Origin of the sequence: Paraburkholderia sp. UCT70 (assembly GCF_050434085.1) — a bacterium.
Lineage (GTDB): Bacteria > Pseudomonadota > Gammaproteobacteria > Burkholderiales > Burkholderiaceae > Paraburkholderia > Paraburkholderia tuberum.
The window spans coordinates 793,967-815,568 of the sequence record NZ_JBNPVZ010000002.1 but is presented as its reverse complement, the minus strand read 5'-3'; the positions used below and the strand labels follow the sequence as shown (position 1 = coordinate 815,568).

The window sequence follows — 21,602 nt, the reverse complement described above, 5'->3', positions numbered from 1 at the left end:
CGTCACTCTCCTGTGTCACCAGATCTTTTGCGCGCCGCTCGCATGCAGCGCCGCGATGTAACCGAACACGAACGATGCGCCGATGCTGCTGCCGGCGCCCGGATAACACCGGCCAACCACGGATGCCGTGCAGTTGCCGGTGGCGTACAGTCCAGGGATTTGCGAGCCGTCGTCCTTCAGCACACGTCCAAACTCGTCGGTCACGAGACCGCCTGCCGTGCCCACATCCCCTGGATACATGCGCACGGCGTAGAACGGCCCGTCCTCGATCGGCCCGAGATTGGGGTTCGGTTTGATGGTCGGGTCTCCATGACAGCGATCGAATGCGCGCGAGCCGCGACCGTAATCTTCGTCGACGCCCGTTTCGCAGAAGCCGTTGAAGCGCTTGACGGTCTCGAGCAGCCCAGCACGGTCGATACTGCATTTCGCGGCCAGTTCTTCGAGCGTGTCAGCCTTGATCATGTACCCACTGTCGAGCCACTTCTGCGGAATCTGGCCCGGCATCGCCGTGCCCCACGGGTAGTACTTACGCTGCCGGCTGTCCATCACGACCCACGCGGGAACGGCCTTACCCGTCTGCTTGTGGCGCTGGTACATGCGTTGACCGATTTCCATGTACGCTCCCGCTTCGTCGCAAAAGCGCTCGCCGTCCTGATCGACCATGATCGAAAACGGCAGCGACAGGTCGAGGTGATGCATGAACGGCAGCGGCGAGCCATCCGGCGCGCGTGCACCTTCGGGCAGTTCCTCGTTGGGACCGAGCGACGTCACGACCCACCACGCTTCCTCCATGCAGTCCACTGCGCCGCCGAGCGCAATCGCGGCTTGCAGGATTTCACCGGTATCGCCCGGATTCGCATTGGTCCAGTCCGCGGACGACGGCTGTGGCTGGTACCTGCGGCGCATTTCCGCGTTGTGTGAAAAGCCGCCGGTATTCATCAGGACGCCTTCGCGAGCGCGCACGCGCAACTCGCGGCCGCTGCGTACCGCGACGATGCCGGTCACGCGTCCGTCCTCGACGATGAACTCGCGCACCGGCGTGTCCGTCCAGATCGGCACGTTCGCGCGCAGCGCCATCTGCAGCATGCGCCCTTGAATCGCCGCGCCGTTGGCCACGAGCTCCTTGCCGGTGATCTTCTGATAGAGCATCCGGCCACCCAGTTGCATCGCCTTGCGCTTGCCGCCCCACGTCCGCTTCATCAGAAACAGTTGCGGATACTCGTCCGAGTTGGCCGGCATCGACGGGCCCTTGTAGCGCGACAGACGCGGCGCCCATTCGCCCAGTTCCTTCACGTCGAACAACCTGGCCAGCAGCGACCGGCCACGCGGCTCGCCGCCGGGCAGCGTGTCGTAGTAATCGGACCAGCCGTCCGCGTACACGAACTGCATCCCCTGCTGCTCGAGAAACTCGGCCATCTTCGGGCCGGTGCGCAAGTAAGCCTCGCGTCGCGCGTCAGAAGTCCCCGGCCCTTGATAAGTAACCGCCGCATCGAAGTACTGGCGCGCGCGTTCATAGGAATCGCTGACGCCGTGACGCTTCATCACATGATTGTTCGGAAGCCACCAGACCCCGCCCGAATATCCGGTCGAGCCACCGACCTTCGCCTGCTTCTCGATGATCAGTGCTTCTTTGCCCACCGACTTGCAGGCAAGCGCCGCACACATCGAACCCCCGCCGCTGCCGACCACCACGAAGTCGTAGGTTGCGTCCCAGTTTGTCGACATCACTCATCCCGCGCGATGAATTCGCGCAGCGCGCGATGGAAGTTCGAAACCGACGATTCCTGCAGCGGATTGGTGCGCAAACCCTTGAAGCCGCGCGACTTCATGCCCTGCTGAACGTTGGTCATGTTCTGGAAGTCCTGCCACAGGATCAGGCCGAAGTTCTCCTGCGCGTTCTCCTTCCAGTCGTCCACGCCGTAATAGAACTCGCGCTTCAACGGCGGCTCCGCCCCAGGCGCGAAGCGCTGCAGCGACCAGATGTCGTAGATGCACGAATCCGGGTTGTCGCCATCCGGCCGCGCGCGATAGAACAATGCGCCGTCCGGGTACGGCAGGAACACCAGATTCGGAAACACGTGCCAGTCCGCTCCCGCGCGACCCAGTTGTTCGAAAGAGATCTCGGGCCAGCCCGCACCCTCGGCGATGGCCGCCTCGCGCTGAAATTCCATCGCCTTCCCGAGGACTTCGAACTGGTTACCCGACGGCGACATTTCGGTCATCAGGCGCTTCGCGGCTTCGTAATCGCGCGCGGTATTGATCGCCTTCAGAGTCTCTTCCATTACCCGGAAAAAGTTCACGAGCCCCTGGCGTACGTCTTCCGGCATCGGCTTGCCGGTTCGCGGCGAGGGCGCGCCGATCATCCGCGTAGCCGTCGAATAACCAAACATCCCATGGCGGCCATAGGAGAAACTGCGCGTCACGTCATCGCCGGCGACGTCGAGCAGTTGCGGATGGGTTGCCGCTACGTGATAACCCTCGTTGAACGCTTCGAGTGCAACCTTCCAGTTGCACGGCAGACGAATCGACTTGTACCAGCGGTAGCGCATCTTTTCGAACTCGAAGCAGTTCGTGATCTCCGGCACCGGGTCGAGAAATTTCGCGAGCGGTTCTGCATCCGGATCCATATTGATGAACACGAACCCGCCCCACGTATCGACCAGCACGTCCTTGAGACGAAGGTCCCCGTCAGCCATTTCCGGGCAACCTTCCCAATCTTGCCGGTCGAGCACACGCGCAAGACTGCCATCCAGATTCCACTGCCAGCCGTGATAGGCGCAGTGAAATTTCGCGGCCTTGCCACAGCCATTGGTCAGGCGCCGGCCACGGTGCTGGCAGACGTTGAAGATGGCCTTGATCTGATCTCCCGCGGTTCGCACCACGATGATCGATTCGCCGGCCACGTCGAAGGTCACGAAGTCGCCCACGTTGGGAATCTCTTCCAGACGGCAGGCGACCTGCCAGATTCGCGGCCAGAGGCGCTCGTTCTCGCGCTCGAGAAACTGCTTCGACAGGTAACTGTCCTTCGGGACAAAATCGAGGCGGACAGTGTGCTCACCCGAATCGGGACTGGTGTTACCCATTGTTATCTCCTTCGTCATATGGCCGGCGTAGGCACCGGTTCCGGCTTTTTATGTGGCGGCCGCGCAGTCGACGGCCCTATTGCAACTATCAGTTCAATTATCTTGAGCAGCGTTCTGGCCAGTGTCAATCCGGGCGAACGTCAATCGAGCGCCGCGGTCAGTGCCGGCACGGCCTCGAAGAGGTCGGCGCTCAGACCGTAGTCGGCCACCTGAAAGATCGGCGCCTCGCTGTCCTTGTTGATCGCGACGATGACTTTCGAGTCCTTCATACCGGCGAGATGCTGAATCGCGCCCGAGATACCCACCGCGATATACAACTGAGGCGCGACGATCTTGCCGGTCTGGCCGACCTGATAGTCGTTCGGCACGAAGCCGGCGTCGACCGCGGCGCGCGACGCGCCGACCGCGGCGCCAAGCTTGTCCGCGAGCGCGTCGAGCAGTTTGAAGTTGTCGCCGTTCTGCATGCCTCGGCCGCCCGACACCACGATGTTGGCTGCCGCAAGCTCCGGCCGGCTCGATTTCGTCAGTTCCTGGCCGACGAAACGGGCCTTGTCGAAAGCCGCTGCCGATGCGACTGCGCGCGACGGCGCGGCGGCCGAACCGGTAGCGGCCGCATCGAAGGCGGTCGGACGAATCGTGACGACCTTGATTGCGTCGGACGATTGGACCGTGGCGAGTGCATTGCCGGCGTAGATCGGACGCACGAACACATCGGGGGCCTTGAAAGCGATCACGTCGGAAATCTGCGCACTGTCGAGCAGCGCGGCCACCCGTGGCATGAAGTTCTTGCCCACGGCCGTGGAGGCCGCGATCACGTGCGTATAACCGCTAGCCAGCGAAACGACGAGTGCGGCCAGATTTTCCGGCAGCCCATGCGCGTATTCGGGTGCATCCGCGACGAGCACTTCGGCGACGCCGGCAACGTTCGCGGCCTGCTCTACCACCGCCGACGCGCCGTGGCCTGCGACCAGTACATGAATGTCGCCGCCCGCAGCGCCCGCCGCCGTGATGGCGTTGAGCGTGGCGCGCTTGAGGCTTGCGTTGTCGTGTTCGGCGATTACGAGAATAGTCATGATCAGATCACCTTCGCTTCGTTACGAAGCTTTTCAATCAGTGCTGCAACATCGGGAACCATCACGCCGCCCTTACGCGCCGGCGGCTCGGTCACTTCGAGAACCTTCAGACGAGGTGCAACGTCGACCCCCAGCGCGTCGGGGCTCAGCGTCTCCAGCGGCTTCTTCTTCGCTTTCATGATGTTGGGCAGCGTCACGTAGCGCGGACTGTTCAGACGCAAGTCCGTCGTGACCACCGCCGGCAGATCGAGCGCGACACGTTCGAGTCCGCCATCGATCTCACGCGTGACGAGTAGTTGTTGACCGTCCACCTCCGTCTTGAACGCGAACGTGGCTTGCGGCCAACCGAGCAACGCGGCGAGCTTCTGGCCGGTTTGTCCCGCGTCGTTGTCGATGGCCTGCTTGCCGAGCAGCACCAGTTGCGGAGTTTCCCGCGCGGCCACGGCGGCCAGCAGCTTGGCGACCGCGAGCGGTTGCAGATCCGCATCGCTTTCCACCAGCACCGCGCGATCAGCCCCCATCGCGAGCGCCGTACGCAGCACCTCCTGCGATTGCGCGGTTCCCGCCGACACCACGACGACTTCACTCGCCACGCCCGCTTCCTTGAGGCGCACCGCCTCCTCCACCGCGATCTCATCGAACGGGTTCATGGCCATTTTCACGTTGGCCAGATCGACGCCCGAACCATCGGATTTCACCCGGGGTTTCACGTTGTAGTCGATCACGCGCTTTACCGCGACCAGTATTTTCAATTTGACGCTCCGAACGCTTTGTTGAACAATGTTCTATATTCTGAACTAATCTTTTTGTAGCTGTCAACGAGAAGAATGAGGAGAACGTCGCTTGTCGCTCAATTCGACGCCCTCGTTCGACACCATGGAGACGACCAATGAAGCTCTATAGATGTGAACGGTTTGAAGGTATTGCGGGTCTGGCATTGCGCGAGGAACCCGATCCGGCGCCGCCCGGCGCTCATCAGGTACTGGTACAGGTCAATGCGAGTTCGTTGAATTTCCGCGAGTTGCTGCTGATCAACGGTGCGTATCGCGACTGGATGGCGCCTAACTTCATTCCGGCCTCGGACGGCGCGGGCGTCGTGCTTGCCGTCGGCCCAGGCGTGCGGCGCTTCCGACCCGGCGACCGGGTGATGGCCAATTTCGCGCAGAACTGGCACGGCGGCACCCGCCCGCAACACGCGGATACGCTGGGCCGCGGCGCTATCGTCGAAGGCATGCTGCGCGACAAGGCGGTGCTGAGCGAGGAAGAGCTGGTTAGCGTTCCGGATCATCTTTCCGACGAGGAGGCCGCAACGCTGCCTTGCGCCGCGGTCACCGCGTGGAACGCACTGTGCCAGCATGCGCCGCTGCTGCCGGGCCAAACCGTGCTCGTACAGGGCTCTGGCGGGGTATCGCTGTTCGCTCTGCAGCTCGCCCGTCTGTTCGGCGCGCGCGTGATCGCGACTTCGTCGAGCGAAGCGAAGCTCAAACGGCTTGCCGAACTCGGCGCCGACGCCACGATCAACTACCGCGACACGCCGAATTGGGATGACGCCGTGCTGCGCCTGACCGATGGCTTTGGGGTCGATCTGGTCGTCGAGGTGGGCGGCGCCCAAACCTTCGGCAAGTCCGTTGCCGCCACTCGCGACAGCGGGCGCATCAGCGTGGTCGGACTGCTGACCGGCGCCCCTTCTCCCGGCGAAGGATTCTTCGCGCGCGGACTGTCGATCGCGCCGATCCGCGTCGGCTCCCGTCAGGATTTCGAAGCGATGAACCGCGCGATCGGACTGCACAAGCTCAAGCCCGTCATCGACTCGGTTTATGACTTTGCGGGGGTACCGGATGCGCTGCGGCATCTCGAAAGCCAGCAGCATTTCGGCAAGATCGTCATTCGCCACCAGTAACCAGCCTTCGCATGATTCCACTGAGTCAGACTATGAAACTCTTTTCACTGGAAGGACAGATTGCGCTCGTCACCGGCGCGTCGCGCGGCCTCGGCTTCGCCATGGCTAACGCGCTGGCGGCAGCGGGTGCGACGGTGATACTGTGCGCGCGTTCGCGCGCGAGCCTCGAAACCGCTGCGGAATCGATTCGTAAAGCGGGCGGCGACGTCGATATCGAACCGTTCGACCTCACCGATCAGGGCGCAATCAGAAACGGCGTTCGCAACGTCCTTGCACGCCACGGACGCATCGATGTCCTGCTCAACAATGCCGGCATTTGCGAGTGGAGTGATTTTCTGCAGTCGAACCTCGACATGTGGCAAAGAACGATGGATACCAACGTCACGGCCGCCTACGTGCTCGCGCAGGAAGTTGCGCGCCCGATGATCGAACGCGGACACGGACGCATCATCAACGTCGGGTCTTATGTGTCGGTGCTCGGTCGCGAGAAGCTGCAGGCATACGTGGCCAGCAAGCACGCGATTGCCGGACTGACGAAGTCGCTCGGCGCGGAACTGGGCCGACACGGCATTCGTTGCAACGGCATCTGCCCCGGCTACTTCCTCACCGAAATGGCCGAGCCTGTCACGTCCAACCCGCGGATGAAGGAAATCGTGCGCTCGCATATCTCGGTGGGACGCTGGGGGAACCCCGAGGAACTCGGCGGCGTCGCGGTTTTTCTCGCCTCCGAAGCGAGCTCCTACATGAATGGGCAAATGCTGATGGTCGACGGCGGGGTCTCGGAGATCCTGAGCTTCTCGATGTCCGTGGTGTAGCGCAACGAGTGGTTCGCCCCAACGCGCCGCGTGACCTGCAGGCAAACCGGCCCGCTATCTCCACGGATAGTGGGCCAATTCTTTTGTCCTGCCAGGGTGCCGCGCGAAGAGCGGCACCCGTTCCGCAGTTACGACCGCAGCGTTGCCTCACCGCTACAGGCCTCGACCTTCGTGGAACCGGCGGCGCCGCCCTTCGCCACTGCTTTGCGCGAAATGCCTTGCAGCAGGAAATGCGACAGCGCCGGAATGAGGATCAGCGCGCCGATCATGTTCCACAGGAACATGAACGTGAGCAGGATGCCCATATTGGCCTGGAACTTGATCGGCGAGAACGCCCACGTTATGACGCCGGCAGCCAACGTCACACCGACCAGCGCCACGACCTTCCCGGTGAACTGCACCGCGTGCCGATAGGCTACACGCAGCGGCTGCCCAGCGCGCTGATACGCGAGCTGCACACTCAGCAGATAGAGCGCATAGTCGACGCCGATGCCCACGCCCAGCGCGATCACCGGCAGCGTTGCCACCTTCACGCCGATGCCGAGCTTGACCATCAGCGCCTCGCACAGCACCGACGTGATCCCGAGCGGCACGACCGCCACCACGACCGCGCGCCAGCTGCGGAACGTGATGAAACACAGCAGGATCACCGCTGCATACACCATCAACAGCATCGTGCGGTTCGCCTTGGCAACAACGACGTTCGTCACCGCGTCGATGCCCGCCGACCCGGCGACCATCAGGAACTGATGATCGGCGTCGCTATGGGTTTTCGCGAATGCCTCTGCAGCCTCCATCACGCGCGACAGCGTCGCCGCTTTGTGATCGGTCAGATAGGCGATGACCGGTGCGGTGCCGCAGGTCTGGCTCAGCAGATCAGGATGATCGAGCAGGATCTGCCACACCGTCTTGTTCACGATCGAAGGCACGCGGTCGATCGTGTACCACTTCGGGTAGCCCTCGTAGAACCCGGACGTCACCCAGCGCGCGAGACCGCCGACCGAGGTGGTGGTCTGCACCCCCGGCACGCCCCGCAGTGCGGTTTCGAGCCGGTCCGCCTCGAGCACCAGCGGGAAGTTGTTGGCGTCGCAGGTGCCGTGCGACGACTTGCCGATCACGACGAACAGGTCGCTCGACAGACCGTAGTGCGCGTTGGTGTACGCGTTGTCGAGGTTATAACGCGACTCCGGCCTGAGTTCCGGCGCGCCCGAATCGAGGTCGCCGATCTGCAGGTGCTGACTGATCGACAAGCCGAACACCGTTAGCGCCGCCGCACAAACGATCGCACCGACAGCCCAGCGGCGCTCGGTGAAGCGATCAAGCAGATTCCACAACGCGCCCGCCGACGAGGTGCCGCGTGCGTCGTTCTGCTCGCCACGCACGCTGCGTCGTGCAGCCGACGGACTCACACCAATGTATGACAGTAGTACCGGCAGCAGCAGCAGGTTGGTGAAGACCAGCACGCCCACGCCAACGCTCGCGGTAAATGCCAGATCCCTGATTACCGGAATGTCGATCACCATCAGCACAGCGAAGCCAACAACGTCCGCGAGCAACGCCGTGAGACCGGCGAGGAAAAGCCGCCGGAACGTGTAGCGCGCCGCCACGTAGCGATGCGTGCCACGCCCGATGTCCTGCGTGATCCCGTTCATCTTCTGCGCGCCATGCGAGACGCCGATCGCGAAAACGAGAAACGGTACGAGCACCGAGTACGGGTCTAGCACATAGCCGAGCGTGCGAATGATGCCGAGCTGCCAGACCACCGCAATCAGCGAACACGCCACCACCAGCAGCGTGCTGCGATAGCAGCGCGTATAGAGAAAGATCACGACGAGGGCGATCCCCGCGGCCACGCCGAAGTACATCGCTACCAGCTTGAGTCCGTCGATCAGGTCGCCGATCAGTTTCGCGAAGCCCACCACGTGAACCTGCACCTCGCCGCGGCCCTCCGCTTTGATGACCTCGTCGATCCGGTGCGAGAGCTTCGCGTAGTCGAGCGGCTTGCCGGTATCGGCGTAATGATCGAGCAGCGGCAGCTGGATCATGCTCGAATGCAGATCGTTCGACACGAGGCTGCCCACGATGTTGGCGCGCGCAACGTTGGTGCGCAGCTGTTCGACTGCCTGCGCGGACGCGTCGAAGCCGTCCGGCATCACCGGTCCCCCTGCGAAGCCGCGCTCCGTGACCACGTTCCAGCGCACGATCGGCATCCAGAGCGACTTCACGCCAGGCCGGTCGACGCCCGGAATCAGGAACAACGCGTCGTTGATACGCCGCAGCGCCGCGAGATATTTCGGATCGTAGATGTCACCCGACGGATTCTCGACGACGATCCGCAGCGAATTGCCGAGTCCTTTCAGATCCGCCTTGTTGGCGAGGTAGTTTTTGATGTACGGATGCGACAGCGGAATCATCTTCTCGAAGCTCGCATTCACATCGAGCCGCAGCGCCTGAAATCCCAGCACCGCCGTGATGATCGCGCAGATGACGATGAGCCACGGACGCCGGTTGAAGATCAACCGCTCGAGCGCGTTACCCGAGCGCGTATCGAACTCGGCAAGATCCGCCACCACGGGCATCTTGTCGAATTGGGCATTGTTGCCGCCAGCCATGTCTGCTCCCCCTTAGTGCGACTTCGACAATGCGATCCGCGACAGGCCGGCCGCACCGACCAGCACCGCGGTGTCGCCGCGCAGCGCCATGGCGAAGATGCCGCCTGGCTGGCTCGCGCCAAGTGTATGAAAGCTTGCTCCGTGGTCCGCGCTCTCGAGCAGTTCGCCCGCCTGCGTCGCGAGAATCAGATGACCGTTCGGCAGTTCGCCCGAAGCCAGAACGCTGGCGCCGGTTGGCAGCGTCAGCTTGTCCCACGTCGCGCCGCCGTCGGTGGAGCGATAGGCGCTGCCGAGCATCCCGTAGGCGATCAGCGCGTCGCCCGACGAAGCGAGACCGAAAAAGCTGCCCTTCGAAGGCGTCGGCACCGCGACGAAACGCTGCTTGTCGGGATCGAGCCTGAGCAGCAAGCCCTGCTCGCCCGCGACATAAAGCGTCCCGTTGATGCGGCGCATCGCATGTAGATTCAGTGCGTTGGGATTGTCGACGCGGTCGAACCAGGGCACCCAGCTCTTGCCGCCGTCGTCGGTATGAAAAATGATGTTGAACGAACCGATGACCCAGCCGGAACGCTCGTCATCGAACCAGACGTCGAGAAACGGACGGCCTCCCTGGTCTGCTTCAAAGCGCTCGGCCTCTTCGCGCGACGCCTTGAGATCAGGTGAATCGCCCTGTTGCTTCGCGTAGTACTCGCTCATCAGCCTGGCCGCCTGCTGGCCGTCGAGCTGTCGCGTCCAGCTATTGCCACCGTCGGTGGTATGGAGCACCTCGCCGTCGTGTCCGACCGCCCAGCCCTGCGCGGCCGACTTGAACGTAACGGCCACCAGATCGGAACTCACCGGCACCGGTACCTGGCGCCAGTGCACGGCGGCGTCGTCCGATACGAGAATTGCTCCGCGCGGACCTACCGCGACCAGGCGCTGTCCGGCCTGCGCCAGCGCCATCAGCGGTTCATACGCGGCATGCGGGTTGATGACGGCGGGCGAGCGCATCGGGTCGGCGAATTCGGCATAGACCGACCCGCTCGCGGCGCATGCCGCGGCGACGATTGCCAGCCAACGAAACAGGGTCTTGCGCATTGTGTCTCCTTCACAGTAACTGGCGATCGATCACGCGAACAGTCCTGAGCTTTTTATGAAAACTTCCTTGTGCGCCATGCCATAGCCGGCACGGCGCACGTGCTACGCCCTTCCTTGTGCCTGGGCCAGCAGTATAGTGAACTCCTGAATTGGGCAGCGACGATCGGCGTGCCGCTCGAGTCAACCAGCCACGTCTTCACATTATTGCGCTGCGCCGTACCCACGTAGCGCAGTTCCCAATCCCACAACGCTTCCTGACCGTCCTTCGGCACCGGGAACGGCTTGCCGCCGAATCCGCCGGAAACGAACAGGCCATTCTGTTCGAGCTTCGCGTTCTGCTGGTGATGCGTCCCGCCAGGCAAGCCGGGCAGGACGCATCGCTCAATACCTCATCCTCAACTCGGCGCGCAACTAGCGCACACCCGCGGATTGCATACGCTCCGGCGTGAAGTAGTCATTTGGGAAGTTCACGTTGAAGAAAATCCCGGGCGAGTCCGCCGGATGGCTGCCGAAGATATAAATGCCGCTGTTGAAGTCGTAGAACCAGTTACCGAGCGAATACGGCACCTTGTAGTCGTACGCGGGAACCGTGGTCTCAAAGCCGGCGCGATAGAGCTTGCCGGACTGGTCGTAGGCATCCATCATTCCCCCGCCGCCATCCTCGTCGAAGTACAGCGTCTTCTTGCTGTAGATGTGACGCGCACCCTGCTTGAGCGTCAGCTCCACGACCCATACGCGGTGCAGCTCCCACCGGACATAATCGGGATTCACGAAATGCGGCGTGGTGATCTTGCTGGCCGGCGTGTCGTACTGCTGCTTGTAGTCGTTGTACGGAATGTACATTTCCTTCTTGCCGACCAGCTTCGCGTTCCAGCGATCGATCTTGCCGTAAAACAACTGGATGTCGTCCATCGTGATCGCGCCGGAATAGCCGGGGTTCGGCGTGTCGTAGGCGAGATCGGGCGCCACGCGCACGCGGCGTTGGCCCGGGTTGTATTCCCACGATTGCTGATCGTGATCGGCCGAATCCGTGAAGTACCAGAAGAGCGACGTGTCGCCAATCAGGCGGGCCGGTGCCGCGTAGTCGTTATATACCTGATACCAGATCGCGAGGGGACCCTTCTTGCGAAACTCCGCTTCGTACTTCGGCTCGAAATACGGATAGAGCAGCGAACTCTTGAACTGCGCAGCAAGAATCGGCGTGCCGCTCGAATCGACGAGCCACGTCTTCACGTTGTTTTTCTGGGCCGTTCCGACGTAGCGTATTTCCCAGTCCCACAGCGCCTCCTGACCGTTTTTCGGCACCGGGAACGGCTTGCCGCCGAACGCCCCATCGATATAAAGGCCGTTTTTATCGAGCTTGGCACTTTCCGCGTTCTTTTCCGAGTTCTGAAGGTACCAGTCCGGATACGAAGCCGAGCGGTGCGTCGGGTAAACGTCCATCCGGTAAGTCGGATAGCGCTTGAACAGCTCGATCGAGGCGGCGCTCAGTTTGTCGGTATATTGCTGATAGTTCTGAGCGGTGATTTGCAGAACAGGCTTTTCACCAGGAAACGGGTCCGCCCATTTACCGGAGTCGGCCTTGAACCCGGTCGGAAAGTCCTTGATGCCCCCCGTGTATGCCGGAATCGTGCCGTCCTTGTTGCCGGCAATTTCCGCGCCGAACGGGGTGATCCCACTCTCGATTGCCAGCGTATACGGCGAGGCCCAAACCGCGGCGAGTATCGCCAGCGCCTTAAGAAGCTTTGGGAATCTTTTCACACGTGCCTCCGTCATCAAAACGTTGTCTGATAGGTGATGCCGATCCACGACTTGTCGCTGTACGGTGCACCGAGCGCCGTCGCGGCTCCCGCCGTTGAGTACCCCTTCTTGTTCAGGTAGTAGGTGTAGGTAATGTCCACCTCATGCTTGTTGTAGATCGTGAAATCAAGCCCGATCACGAAGGTGTTCTGCCCCTGTGATTCGGCCGCTGGCGCGATGACAGATGAGTAGCCCTTCAGATTCAGATTAACGAACAGCGGCATCGTCAAATCAACCCCAGGGAATACCTGATACCACTGCGGGCTCGCACCAATGCCGATCCCGGCCCAGAAGCGCGTCGAGCAGTTGTTAAACGCGGAGTTGCCCGATGCCGAGCATTGGCCCGTGGTGTCATAACTGGAGTTGGCAAAATTCCGCGCATTCGATTGCACGCTTAGCAGCTGGTTGAACGCGAATTCCGCCTGCAGGAACATGTTGTCCCACAAGGGCGTCTTGCCGAACGACTGCGTGACGTTCAGCAGACCGTGCAGCGTGCGACCCGTCGGCGCATCGTTGACCGTCGTCGTGTTGACGGCATTGAGTGGCATGTTCCAGCGATATGACAGCTCGCCTGCCACTGCCGCGCTGCCGATCGCACTGTTGAAGCCAGCGCCGATCAGGTTCACGTCGTTGCCGTACTTCGCCGTAACACCAGGAAGGTTGGTGCCTGGGAAGAGTTCCGGTCCGGCACCCGGGAGTAGCACCGCCGCCCATGGCATCTTCATGGCGAAGTGGCGGTACGTGAATTCATAGGTCGTTGCGAGCGAATCGACGCGCCACTTGCCGTTGACGCCGATATCGCCGATCTGGCCTTTCGTCGGCGCGATGCGCGGAATCGCGAATGTGCCCAGCCCCGGAATGTTTTGGTAGCTGGCGATTGGAGGGCCGTAAAGAATAGGATCGGCACCGCCGAAATATGTGCCGCCTTCAGGCAGCCGATCGTGATTCCATTCGAACGTGTATTGCGCGCCGAGGGAGAACGTGTCGGTAATGTTCGTCGTCACGTTGGCCTGAGCCGTCGGCAACACGATTTCCTTGAGCGAAGCGCTCGGGCTCTGCGTCAGTTTCATCAGGTCGAGCGGCTGCTGACCGATGGCCACCGAGTTCGCGCCACCCAGCGTAGCAAACGCCGACTGCCCCCAGGTGACTGCCGTCCGGCCGAGCTTGACGTTGACAGAGTGACCACCGAGGTCAAAAGTGTGAAACACGAACGCATCACGCAGCTCGGCGCTCGGCCCCTGGTAGTACTTCTTGATGTAGCTGGTGTACTCGTTGTTCGGATAGTTCGGAGGAAATGCAGGATTGCTCGTATTGTGATTCTTGAACGTCGGGTCGTACCACGCGTCCATACTGATGCGGAAGCCGGACGTGTCCTTGTACTTGAAATCGAATTCGCTGTAGAGGTTCAGCATCGACTGGATCGTGCTGAACTTCGGCGTCGATAGATCGCCTTCGTCGTAGGTCGGGCTGTTCGTGTAGAAGTGGCTCGGGTTCTGAAGCCGGATGCCGTAGTCCGCACGCACCGTGTTGTCCCATTCCATGTCGATGTCCGGGTTCGGCACATCGAAGTGGAAGGCGTTGGCGTTCGCGCTCCACAACCCGCACGCTGCAGCGATGCAGGTCGCGTGCACGCCAAGGCTGATCGCACTTGGCTTTAGACTCTTCTGTTTCATGCGTCTCCTCTTGTCTTTGTCGAGCTGCCGCAGAAAAGGCCCAGGCCGTTGGACTGCCGCAGACTTTTGCAATGAAGCGAAACCGGCCTCCCTACCTCGTCAGCATCGCCTCAGATCCTTCCAACCGCGTCACCAGAATGCGAATGCTGTTCGGAAAGATAAACGCTCGAAACTCGACTGTCAACGCTCGCTCACCCCTAAGTGATGCAATTTTCCGAACGACTTTCTAAATGCGGGGTAAACGTGGATTTGAGTTCGGTGATGAACTCGAAGCGGTCCGCGCATGGCCAGAATCGCACCGGTGCCCAATGCGTGCAGAGTGCGTGACGCTGACGAGACAGTGGTGACGCTTCCATTTGCGAGGTGTCCGCTTCGACTGCGCAGATTGGCGATGCAAACCATGGATGGCTTTCGGAAAACCGTCAGAGCGGATGATGAATCGATAGGCAGGCCGGACGGAGCCCGGATTCTTCGGCTTTAGTCCGGTACCCAGTACAGGCCACGATGAGCCGGTCTTTCGTCTTTCTATTCAGGCGCGAAAGCAGGACGAATCGCGGAAGCAGCCGAAAACGCTTGTGCGATCGGATCAGTTTCCTTGGCAGTCCTTTTGTATAGGCTGGTCATGAACCGCGATCAGACGAATCCCTTATCCCGTTGCTGCGTAGAAGTGCCTTTCTGGTTTGCGGGGAGGAGGCGGGAACACGCGCCATGCCCCGTCGTCGTGCCGAAAGAAGAATATCGCGAAAGCGTTCTCAGCGGCGGACGACCGCGCAAGTACACATTTCGTCTGGCCTGAATTTGCGAAAGTACATCGGGTGATGTGCACCGGGGTGGTTGCAGTGGGCGCAATCCACTTGTCGATCAGCGAACGCAAAGAACCTTCCGCAACCTTCATGTCCAGCTCCTTCTACGGCCTGTGCGCGCTGCTGGCATCACAACCGCGAACGCAAATTGGCGACTCTAACCGGCCAACCCGAAACCCTGCGAATCTGCTGCTTCGGCTTGCGACACGGTGGGAATGGTCGGGTTCCGGCGTAATGTGTCGGTTGACTAAATAATAGTAGTCAGCCGACCCATTATCAAGCCCAGATGACACCAGGGGAAATGCTGGTATGGACAAACCTGCCCTTTATTCGTGTAGGATATGTGATGTCGCGAGTGTCTGGATCAGACTCTATCTAAAAGCTAATTAGTCGGCAGACACATATTTATTCGTCATCTGACTATCATCAGATTAATGCCGGCGCTGCCCGATCAGGATCGAACGCCGCTCGTATCAGGCGGGTATAGCCCGCAGATACACATCCCGGACTGGCAACAAGCGAGAGGACAGCAGACGCCAAGGAGACCACAACAGATGAAAGACATGACCATCTCATCGGCAGACCTCGGCAACACGGCAGCAGACGGGCCCAAACGGCGCGGGAACAGAACGACCCGCGTGCCCGCCATCATCGAAGTGGCGATCGAGGTCTTCGCATCCGAAGGTAACGCTGGTTTCACTCAACGCCGCATTGCCAGCGAGGCAGGGATTCGACTGAGGACCTTGCAGCACTACTTCAGCACCCGCGAAGAACTATTGCGGGCCACGATCGAGGCATACACGGATCGCTATTTCGAGCACTATCGGGCGATCGCCCAAGACAAATCCCGCTCACCGGAAGCGCGGCTGGATGTCATCGTCGACGAGGCGTTCTCCGTACTGACGGCGAGCGGCGGAAAACGCGTTAGCGCCTTTGTGCTGGAATCCTGGAGCCTCGCAGAGCACGAGCCCTTTCTTCATGCCCTGATGGCGAAATCTACTGCGGATTTTCAGGGTCTCCTGGCGGAACTGATCGCGCAGATCAACCCAACCTTGCCTTCGGGAGAATGCACGTTGCGCGGCGCCCTACTCCTTTCACATCTGCACGGTCTGGTCGTCTTTCTTCGCCGGTCCGGCGCGGACACCGTTAATGCGGACTCATTCCGTCACGCCATGAAGGTCGTCTGGCGAGCGTTGAGCAAGGCATCTCCATAAAACTGCAAGGCAGCTGCTTGTGCCAGAATCGCGCCCGTTTGGAGCGGTCGGCGCGCCATGTGACGGGCGCACCGAGCCGCAGATCCCCTTCTACAGACGCACATGGTCACAATGGCCTGCTCAGGCCATTGTGACCGATCCTCAGCGGACCACGTCCCAGACAAGAGGCAAGTGGTATAGCGTGCCGTTCACACCTCCGTGGACACCCGCTTTCTCGCCAGGCTTGATCTGGAAATCGGGAATCCGCTTAAGCCATTCCTGAAGGAAAACCTTCAACTCCACGCGCGCAAGGAACGACCCGGGACAACGATGCGCGCCATTGCCGAACGTCGAATGAATCGGCGTAGGCCGAGCGAAATCGACGCTCAGCGGATCGTCGAACTTCCTCTCGTCCAGGCCGTGCAGTGTGGTCGGCATGATGATCATGTCACCCGCCTTCATCTGCACGCCCTTGTACTCGAAATCGTGTGTGATCCGCCGCCCTTGATTGACCACCGGGAAGCGCCGCAGAAGCTCGTCCACGGCCTTCTGCGTCAGTTCGGGGTTGTCGATGAGCTGCTTCCGGTGGGCCGGGCTCCCGGCGAGGAATCGCGCGATAAAGCCCATTGCCGAGGCAACCGTGTCGAGGCCGCCAATCAGCACGAGACCACAGAGCCCCCGCACTTCTTCGTCGGTGAGCGCGCGCCCGTCGATCTTCGAATGGACAATCTTGCTGATGAGATCGTCACCCGGGTTCGCGCGGCGTTCCGCAATCTTCACCCCCAGGTACTGAAAAATCGCACCGAGCGCCTTGAGCTTCTCGTTGGCATCGACCGGGCGGACCATCTTGTCAGCGAGGCCGAGCAAGTACTCGCGATCCTCGGCGGGCAGCGCCACCATGTTCATGAAAATGCCGATCGGAAGATGCTGCGCAAACCCCGATACGAATTCCACCTCGCCCTTAAGATAAAAGCCGTCGATCAATTCGATCGCCATTTCGCGCGCCTTCTCCTCGAGCTTGCCGATTGCCTGTGGCATGAACGCAGGCGCGATCAGCGCGCGATAGGCGGTGTGCTGCGGAGGATCGAAGAAGATCGGCGGCAACGGTTGATGCTCGACGAGCGGCACTGTCAGCTGCTTCGACGAGAAATTCTCATAGTCCTTGAGGATGTGATAAATGTCATCGCCGCGCGTCGCGATCCAGTGTCCGCCGTTGCGGGGTGTCCAGAGAATGTCGGGAATGCCTTCGGCGTGCAACTGCTTGAGCGAGAGATGGTAGTCGTCTTCGGCACCCGGCGGATTGTAGATATCGATGTCGAACACTCGTTCAGGCAATACGTGCGCGGGAATTGGCGCCAGCTCCGGAGTCGCGCCATGAGAAGCTACTGACATCAGTTGTCTCCTTTCTTCGAATCGACCGGCATGTGCGGTCGGGACCATTCTTGTCGTCTGATTAACCGCAATTACAGGAACGCACCGTACAGCTCGATATGGTGTTCGGTGTTTCCCCAAGTCATGTCGATGCAGGTGAGCCGCTTCACGTACCACCCCACCGCCAGTTCGTCCGTCATGCCCATCCCTCCGTGCAGTTGTACCGCTTGCTGCGCCACGAAGCGTGCACTACGGCCAATGAGCGCCTTTGCGGCCGTAACAGCACGATGGGCCTCCAGGTCATCGTCCTCGCCAAGTTTCGCGGCAGCAAAGAAGACCATCGATTTCGCTTGCTCTACCGCGGTCAAAATATCGGCGGCGCGATGCTGCAGCGCCTGGAATTTGCCGATCGGCGAACCAAACTGCTTTCGCGTGCGCAGGTATTCAAAGGTCAGATCGCTCAGCCGCGATATCGCGCCGACCGCTTCCGCACACAGCGCGAAAATACCTTGATCGACGGTCCATTCGAGCAAGGGATAGCCCTGATCGATGGCGCCGATCACAGCCTGCGCATCGACGCGCACGTCGTCCAGCACCACCTCGGCGACACGCTGGCCGTCGAGTGCCGGAAATCCTTTGACGCTGACGCCTTGCGTTCGCGCATCGACGGCGAAGAGTGTGATGCCGTGCTTGTCGGTCCGCTCGCCTGCGCTACGCGCCGAAACCAGCAGAATGTCCGCGCTGTCGCCGTGAAGTACAACGCCTTTGCGTCCATTCAGGATGAACCCGTCACGCGTTGGCTCGGCCCTCATCGCAACATTCCACAAATCGAAACGCGCGCCCGGTTCAAGCGTCGCCAGCGCGGTCTTCAGGCTGCCGTCCGCGATACCAGCCAGCCACTCCGCCTTGCGCGCCTCGTGTCCCGCGCGCCCGATCAGCTTCGCGCCGATCACGGCCGTCGAAACAAACGGCTCCAGTACGAGCCCACGGCCGAAGGCCTCCATCACGAGCATGGTCTCGACCGGCCCCGTGCCAAGGCCGCCATGGTCCTGCGGAACGTTCAGCGCCAACACGCCCATTTCGGCCAGCGTAGTCCAGTGCGCAGCCGACCAGCCCTCGGGAGTAGCGGCGAGACGGCGCCTCGCCTCGAAATCGTATTCCTTTTCGACGAAACGGCCGACCACGTCGGCCAGCATCTGTTCCTCTTCAACCAGCGTGAAGTCCATGGCGTGTCCTCAGATGCCGAGCGCCTGCTTGGCGATGATGTTTTTCTGCACTTCAGTCGAACCGCCGTAGATCGAAATCTTGCGCCAGTCCAGGTAGTGCGCGGCCAGCGCGTTGAGCAGCTCGCCGTTCGCGGTTTCGCCGCGCCAGTGCGCCTCCAGCGCTTCGCTTACAAAAGGCACCGCATAGGGGCCTGCGCATTCCATGATCAGCTCCGTAAGCTCCTGCTGAATCTCCGAACCGCGGATTTTCAGCACCGAAGCCTCCGGTCCGATGGGACGTCCTGCAGTTTCGGCTGAGACGACGCGCAGCAGCGACCATTCGTGCGCGATCAAATCGATTTCCACCCTGGCGATGCGATCGCGAAAGCGAACGTCCTCGATGAGAGGCTTGCCGTGCTTACGCTCGGTGCTGGCAATCTCCTTCAGACGTCGCATGAAACGTTTGCAGTTGCCGAGGCCGGCGATATTGGTCCGCTCGTGGCCGAGCAGATACTTGGCGATCGACCAGCCGCGATGCTCCTCACCGACGAGATTGCTCACTGGCACTGCCACATTGTCGAAGAACACTTCGTTGACGTCGTGGCCGCCGTCAAGCGTGCGGATGGGTCTGACCGTAATGCCGGGCGTCGACATATCGATCAGCAGGAACGAGATGCCCTCCTGTGGGCGGCCGCTGCCATCCGTGCGGACCAGGCAAAAAATCCAGTTCGCCCATTGGGCAAACGAGGTCCAGATCTTCTGGCCGTTGACGACGTAGAACGGTTGATCGTCGCGCTCGACGCGGTCCGCACGCGTCTTGAGCGACGCCAGATCGGAACCCGCACCCGGCTCGGAGTAACCCTGACACCACCAGTCCTCCATCGAGATGATGCGCGGCAGGAACCGTTCGCGCTGCGCGTCGGTGCCGAACTTCTGGATTACAGGTCCAACCATCGAAAGGCCAAACGGCATCTGGCGCGGCGCGCCGGCGGTAAAGCATTCCTCGTCGAAAATGTTGCGCTGCGCGGCATTCCAGGCGGCGCCGCCGAATTGCGCGGGCCATGCAGGTGCGCCCCATCCCTTCCCGGCCAGAATGCGTTGCCAGCGCACGTAGTCTTCGCGCGGCACATGGCGGAAGTTCAGCACCCGTTCACGAATGTCGTCGGGCAAATGAGTCGCTACGAATTCGCGCACCGTGGCGCGAAATTCCTTGTCGGCGGGACTCTCTTTCAGGTCCATCGTCAGGCTCCAGTCGCGGCCCGGCAAAGCACGTCGGCGCTGCCGGGCGCGGTTTCAGGCAATTTCCACGATTCCGTTGTTCAGCACCACCACATCGCGTGCGTCGACGCGCGCCCGCAGATGCAGACGCGTGTCACTGTCACGCCAGAACTGGAAGCGCACTTCTTCGCCGGGATACACCGGCGCGGTCAGCCGCAAGGCGAGTCGCTTCAGACGCTTTGCATCGTTGCCCGCGAAGGTGCGAATCGCGGCGTAACCCGCCATGCCATAGGTCGCGAGGCCGTGAAGAATGGGCCGGTTGAATCCGGCTTTCGACGCCACCTCCGGGTCCGCGTGCAGGGGGTTGGCGTCGCCCGAAAGGCGGTAGATTAACGCTGCATGCGCGCCGGTCGAAAAGACGTATTCCGCGTCCGGGGCGCGCTCCGGCACAGCCGGAAGCGCTTCGGGCGGCGCGTCGCTCGCGCCCGACTCGGCGCTGAACCCGCCGTCGCCGCGCAGAAAGGACACCTGCCGGACTTCGGCAAGTTGTTCGCCCGTCGAGGCGTCGATGATGTCACGCTTGAGTTCGACGATCGCGCCCTTGCCCGCGCCCTTGTCCGAGATGCGGCTCACCCGCGTCTTGCTGACGATGGTCGCTGCAACCGGCATCGGGCGCATGAAGCGAACGTCCTGCTCACCGTGCACGAGCTTCAGGTAGTCGATGCCCGTACGCGAATCGCGCATCCACGATTTCGGCCACGCGAACGCGGCCGCGCAAGTCGGCATCGCTTGCAGGTCCTTTTCATATACGTAGCGCAGCTGTTCTGCGTCCAGCGGGTCCGCGCCCAACCCGAGACCGAGCGAATACAGCATGACGTCGCGCTCGCTATATGTCTGCGTGACATCTTCGATCGGCCAGTTCTTGACGACTTCGTAGTTCAGCATGAGGTGGTAGTCCTATGTGTGCTCAGTAGTCCGTGAAGTTGGGCTTGCGCTTCTCGAGAAAGCTCGCCATGCCTTCCTTGTAGTCATCGCACTGGTTGGCGATCGGCATGTCCAACCCGGCGTGTATCACCGCCTCGTGGGGCGTCTGGAACGGCACCTCCCAGACCTGCTCCTTCATGATGCGCATCGAGCGCGGCGAGCAGTACTCCGCCATTTCACGCGCGTACGCATAGGTCTCCTCGACCAGCTTGTCCGCCGGAATTGCCCGATTCACGAGTCCCATACGTTCGGCTTCGCGCCCCTTGATCTTGCGTCCCGACAGCAGCAGGTCGAGCGCGTGTGCCTGGCCGACGTGACACGCGAGTATCCAGGCCATTCCGTATTCCGCGCTCAGGCCGCGGCGCGCGAATGCCGTCGTGATGGTCGCGTGTTCGGACGCAAAGCGGATGTCGCAGAAAAGGGCGTGGATCAGGCCAATGCCGACGGTGGCGCCGTTGAGCATCGCGATCACCGGCTTCGGAATGGCCGGGTAGTAAGAGCAGCGCGTTTGCCAGTCGGCGCGCTTGCGCATATCGAACGGACGCGGGAGCTTCGTCATGAGCGCGGCGGGATCACCGCCGAAGCTGTGAATATCGCCGCCCGCGCAAAACGCCTTGCCCGCGCCGGTGAAAACGATGACGCGCACGCCATGGTCCGCGCCCGCCGCCTGCATCGCCTCGTACACTTCGGTCGCCACCTGGTCGTTCCAGGTGTTCATGTGTTCCGGACGGTTCAGCGTGATCGTCGCTACACGGTCCTTGACGTCGTACAGAATGGTCTCGAAGCGCATCAGAT

General features: G+C 61.4%; 17 protein-coding genes. 3 read left to right on the top strand and 14 right to left on the bottom strand.

Features of this window, described 5'->3' with window-relative positions; genetic code table 11:
• Positions 1-15: 15 nt before the first annotated feature.
• The 4 genes from OKW41_RS06005 to OKW41_RS05990 all read right to left on the bottom strand — a co-directional run bounded on the left by OKW41_RS06005 (position 16) and on the right by OKW41_RS05990 (position 4,908).
• Positions 16-1,725: an FAD-binding protein gene (locus OKW41_RS06005; protein ID WP_429571859.1), complete on the bottom strand. Its 1,710-nt coding sequence runs from the start codon at positions 1,723-1,725 to the stop codon at positions 16-18.
• Positions 1,725-3,083 carry an aromatic ring-hydroxylating oxygenase subunit alpha gene (locus tag OKW41_RS06000; protein WP_429571858.1) on the bottom strand — a complete coding sequence of 453 codons (1,359 nt, stop codon included), beginning with the start codon at positions 3,081-3,083 and terminating at the stop codon, positions 1,725-1,727. Before OKW41_RS06000 ends, OKW41_RS06005 begins: the two co-directional genes overlap by 1 nt.
• A 140-nt stretch (positions 3,084-3,223) precedes the next feature.
• On the bottom strand, positions 3,224-4,156 hold the full coding sequence (locus tag OKW41_RS05995; protein WP_429445429.1) for an electron transfer flavoprotein subunit alpha/FixB family protein: 933 nt from the start codon (positions 4,154-4,156) through the stop codon (positions 3,224-3,226).
• 2 nt (positions 4,157-4,158) lie between these two features.
• Positions 4,159-4,908: an electron transfer flavoprotein subunit beta/FixA family protein gene (locus tag OKW41_RS05990; protein ID WP_184050247.1), complete on the bottom strand. Its 750-nt coding sequence runs from the start codon at positions 4,906-4,908 to the stop codon at positions 4,159-4,161.
• Between the two features lie 137 nt (positions 4,909-5,045).
• On the opposite strand from OKW41_RS05990, the gene OKW41_RS05985 reads away from it, so the two are divergent.
• Positions 5,046-6,056, top strand: coding sequence for a zinc-dependent alcohol dehydrogenase family protein (locus OKW41_RS05985; protein ID WP_429571857.1), 1,011 nt, complete (start codon positions 5,046-5,048; stop codon positions 6,054-6,056).
• A gap of 32 nt (positions 6,057-6,088) precedes the next feature.
• Positions 6,089-6,871, top strand: a complete 783-nt coding sequence (locus OKW41_RS05980; RefSeq protein WP_018425505.1) for an SDR family oxidoreductase — start codon at positions 6,089-6,091, stop codon at positions 6,869-6,871.
• A gap of 128 nt (positions 6,872-6,999) precedes the next feature.
• Here OKW41_RS05980 and OKW41_RS05975 read toward each other — a convergent pair whose 3' ends face one another.
• Genes OKW41_RS05975 through OKW41_RS05955 form a run of 5 tightly spaced genes read right to left on the bottom strand, consistent with a single transcriptional unit; the run spans position 7,000 to position 14,033 of the window.
• Positions 7,000-9,483, bottom strand: a complete 2,484-nt coding sequence (locus tag OKW41_RS05975) for an efflux RND transporter permease subunit (RefSeq protein ID WP_429571856.1) — start codon at positions 9,481-9,483, stop codon at positions 7,000-7,002.
• Positions 9,484-9,495: 12 nt separating this feature from the next.
• Positions 9,496-10,560: a WD40/YVTN/BNR-like repeat-containing protein gene (locus tag OKW41_RS05970; RefSeq protein WP_429571855.1), complete on the bottom strand. Its 1,065-nt coding sequence runs from the start codon at positions 10,558-10,560 to the stop codon at positions 9,496-9,498.
• A gap of 53 nt (positions 10,561-10,613) precedes the next feature.
• Positions 10,614-10,922 carry a DUF1329 domain-containing protein gene (locus OKW41_RS05965; protein ID WP_429571854.1) on the bottom strand — a complete coding sequence of 103 codons (309 nt, stop codon included), beginning with the start codon at positions 10,920-10,922 and terminating at the stop codon, positions 10,614-10,616.
• A 49-nt stretch (positions 10,923-10,971) separates the two neighbouring features.
• Positions 10,972-12,321 carry a DUF1329 domain-containing protein gene (locus OKW41_RS05960; protein ID WP_429571853.1) on the bottom strand — a complete coding sequence of 450 codons (1,350 nt, stop codon included), beginning with the start codon at positions 12,319-12,321 and terminating at the stop codon, positions 10,972-10,974.
• A gap of 14 nt (positions 12,322-12,335) precedes the next feature.
• The gene (locus OKW41_RS05955) at positions 12,336-14,033 is read right to left on the bottom strand and encodes a DUF1302 domain-containing protein (protein WP_429571852.1); all 1,698 of its coding nucleotides are present in this window, start codon (positions 14,031-14,033) and stop codon (positions 12,336-12,338) included.
• A gap of 1,357 nt (positions 14,034-15,390) precedes the next feature.
• Between OKW41_RS05955 and OKW41_RS05950 the strand changes: the two genes are divergently transcribed.
• Complete coding sequence (locus OKW41_RS05950) at positions 15,391-16,050, top strand: TetR/AcrR family transcriptional regulator (protein WP_429571851.1); 660 nt, start codon at positions 15,391-15,393, stop codon at positions 16,048-16,050.
• A gap of 141 nt (positions 16,051-16,191) precedes the next feature.
• On the opposite strand, the gene OKW41_RS05945 is transcribed toward OKW41_RS05950, so the two are convergent.
• From OKW41_RS05945 to OKW41_RS05925, 5 genes are all read right to left on the bottom strand, one after another.
• Positions 16,192-17,421 carry a cytochrome P450 gene (locus OKW41_RS05945; RefSeq protein ID WP_429571850.1) on the bottom strand — a complete coding sequence of 410 codons (1,230 nt, stop codon included), beginning with the start codon at positions 17,419-17,421 and terminating at the stop codon, positions 16,192-16,194.
• Positions 17,422-17,492: 71 nt separating this feature from the next.
• On the bottom strand, positions 17,493-18,626 hold the full coding sequence (locus tag OKW41_RS05940) for an acyl-CoA dehydrogenase family protein (protein WP_429571849.1): 1,134 nt from the start codon (positions 18,624-18,626) through the stop codon (positions 17,493-17,495).
• Positions 18,627-18,635: 9 nt separating this feature from the next.
• Positions 18,636-19,844: an acyl-CoA dehydrogenase family protein gene (locus OKW41_RS05935; RefSeq protein WP_429571848.1), complete on the bottom strand. Its 1,209-nt coding sequence runs from the start codon at positions 19,842-19,844 to the stop codon at positions 18,636-18,638.
• A 54-nt stretch (positions 19,845-19,898) separates the two neighbouring features.
• On the bottom strand, positions 19,899-20,768 hold the full coding sequence (locus OKW41_RS05930) for a MaoC/PaaZ C-terminal domain-containing protein (protein WP_429571847.1): 870 nt from the start codon (positions 20,766-20,768) through the stop codon (positions 19,899-19,901).
• 22 nt (positions 20,769-20,790) lie between these two features.
• Positions 20,791-21,597 carry an enoyl-CoA hydratase gene (locus OKW41_RS05925; protein ID WP_429571846.1) on the bottom strand — a complete coding sequence of 269 codons (807 nt, stop codon included), beginning with the start codon at positions 21,595-21,597 and terminating at the stop codon, positions 20,791-20,793.
• Positions 21,598-21,602: the final 5 nt, after the last annotated feature.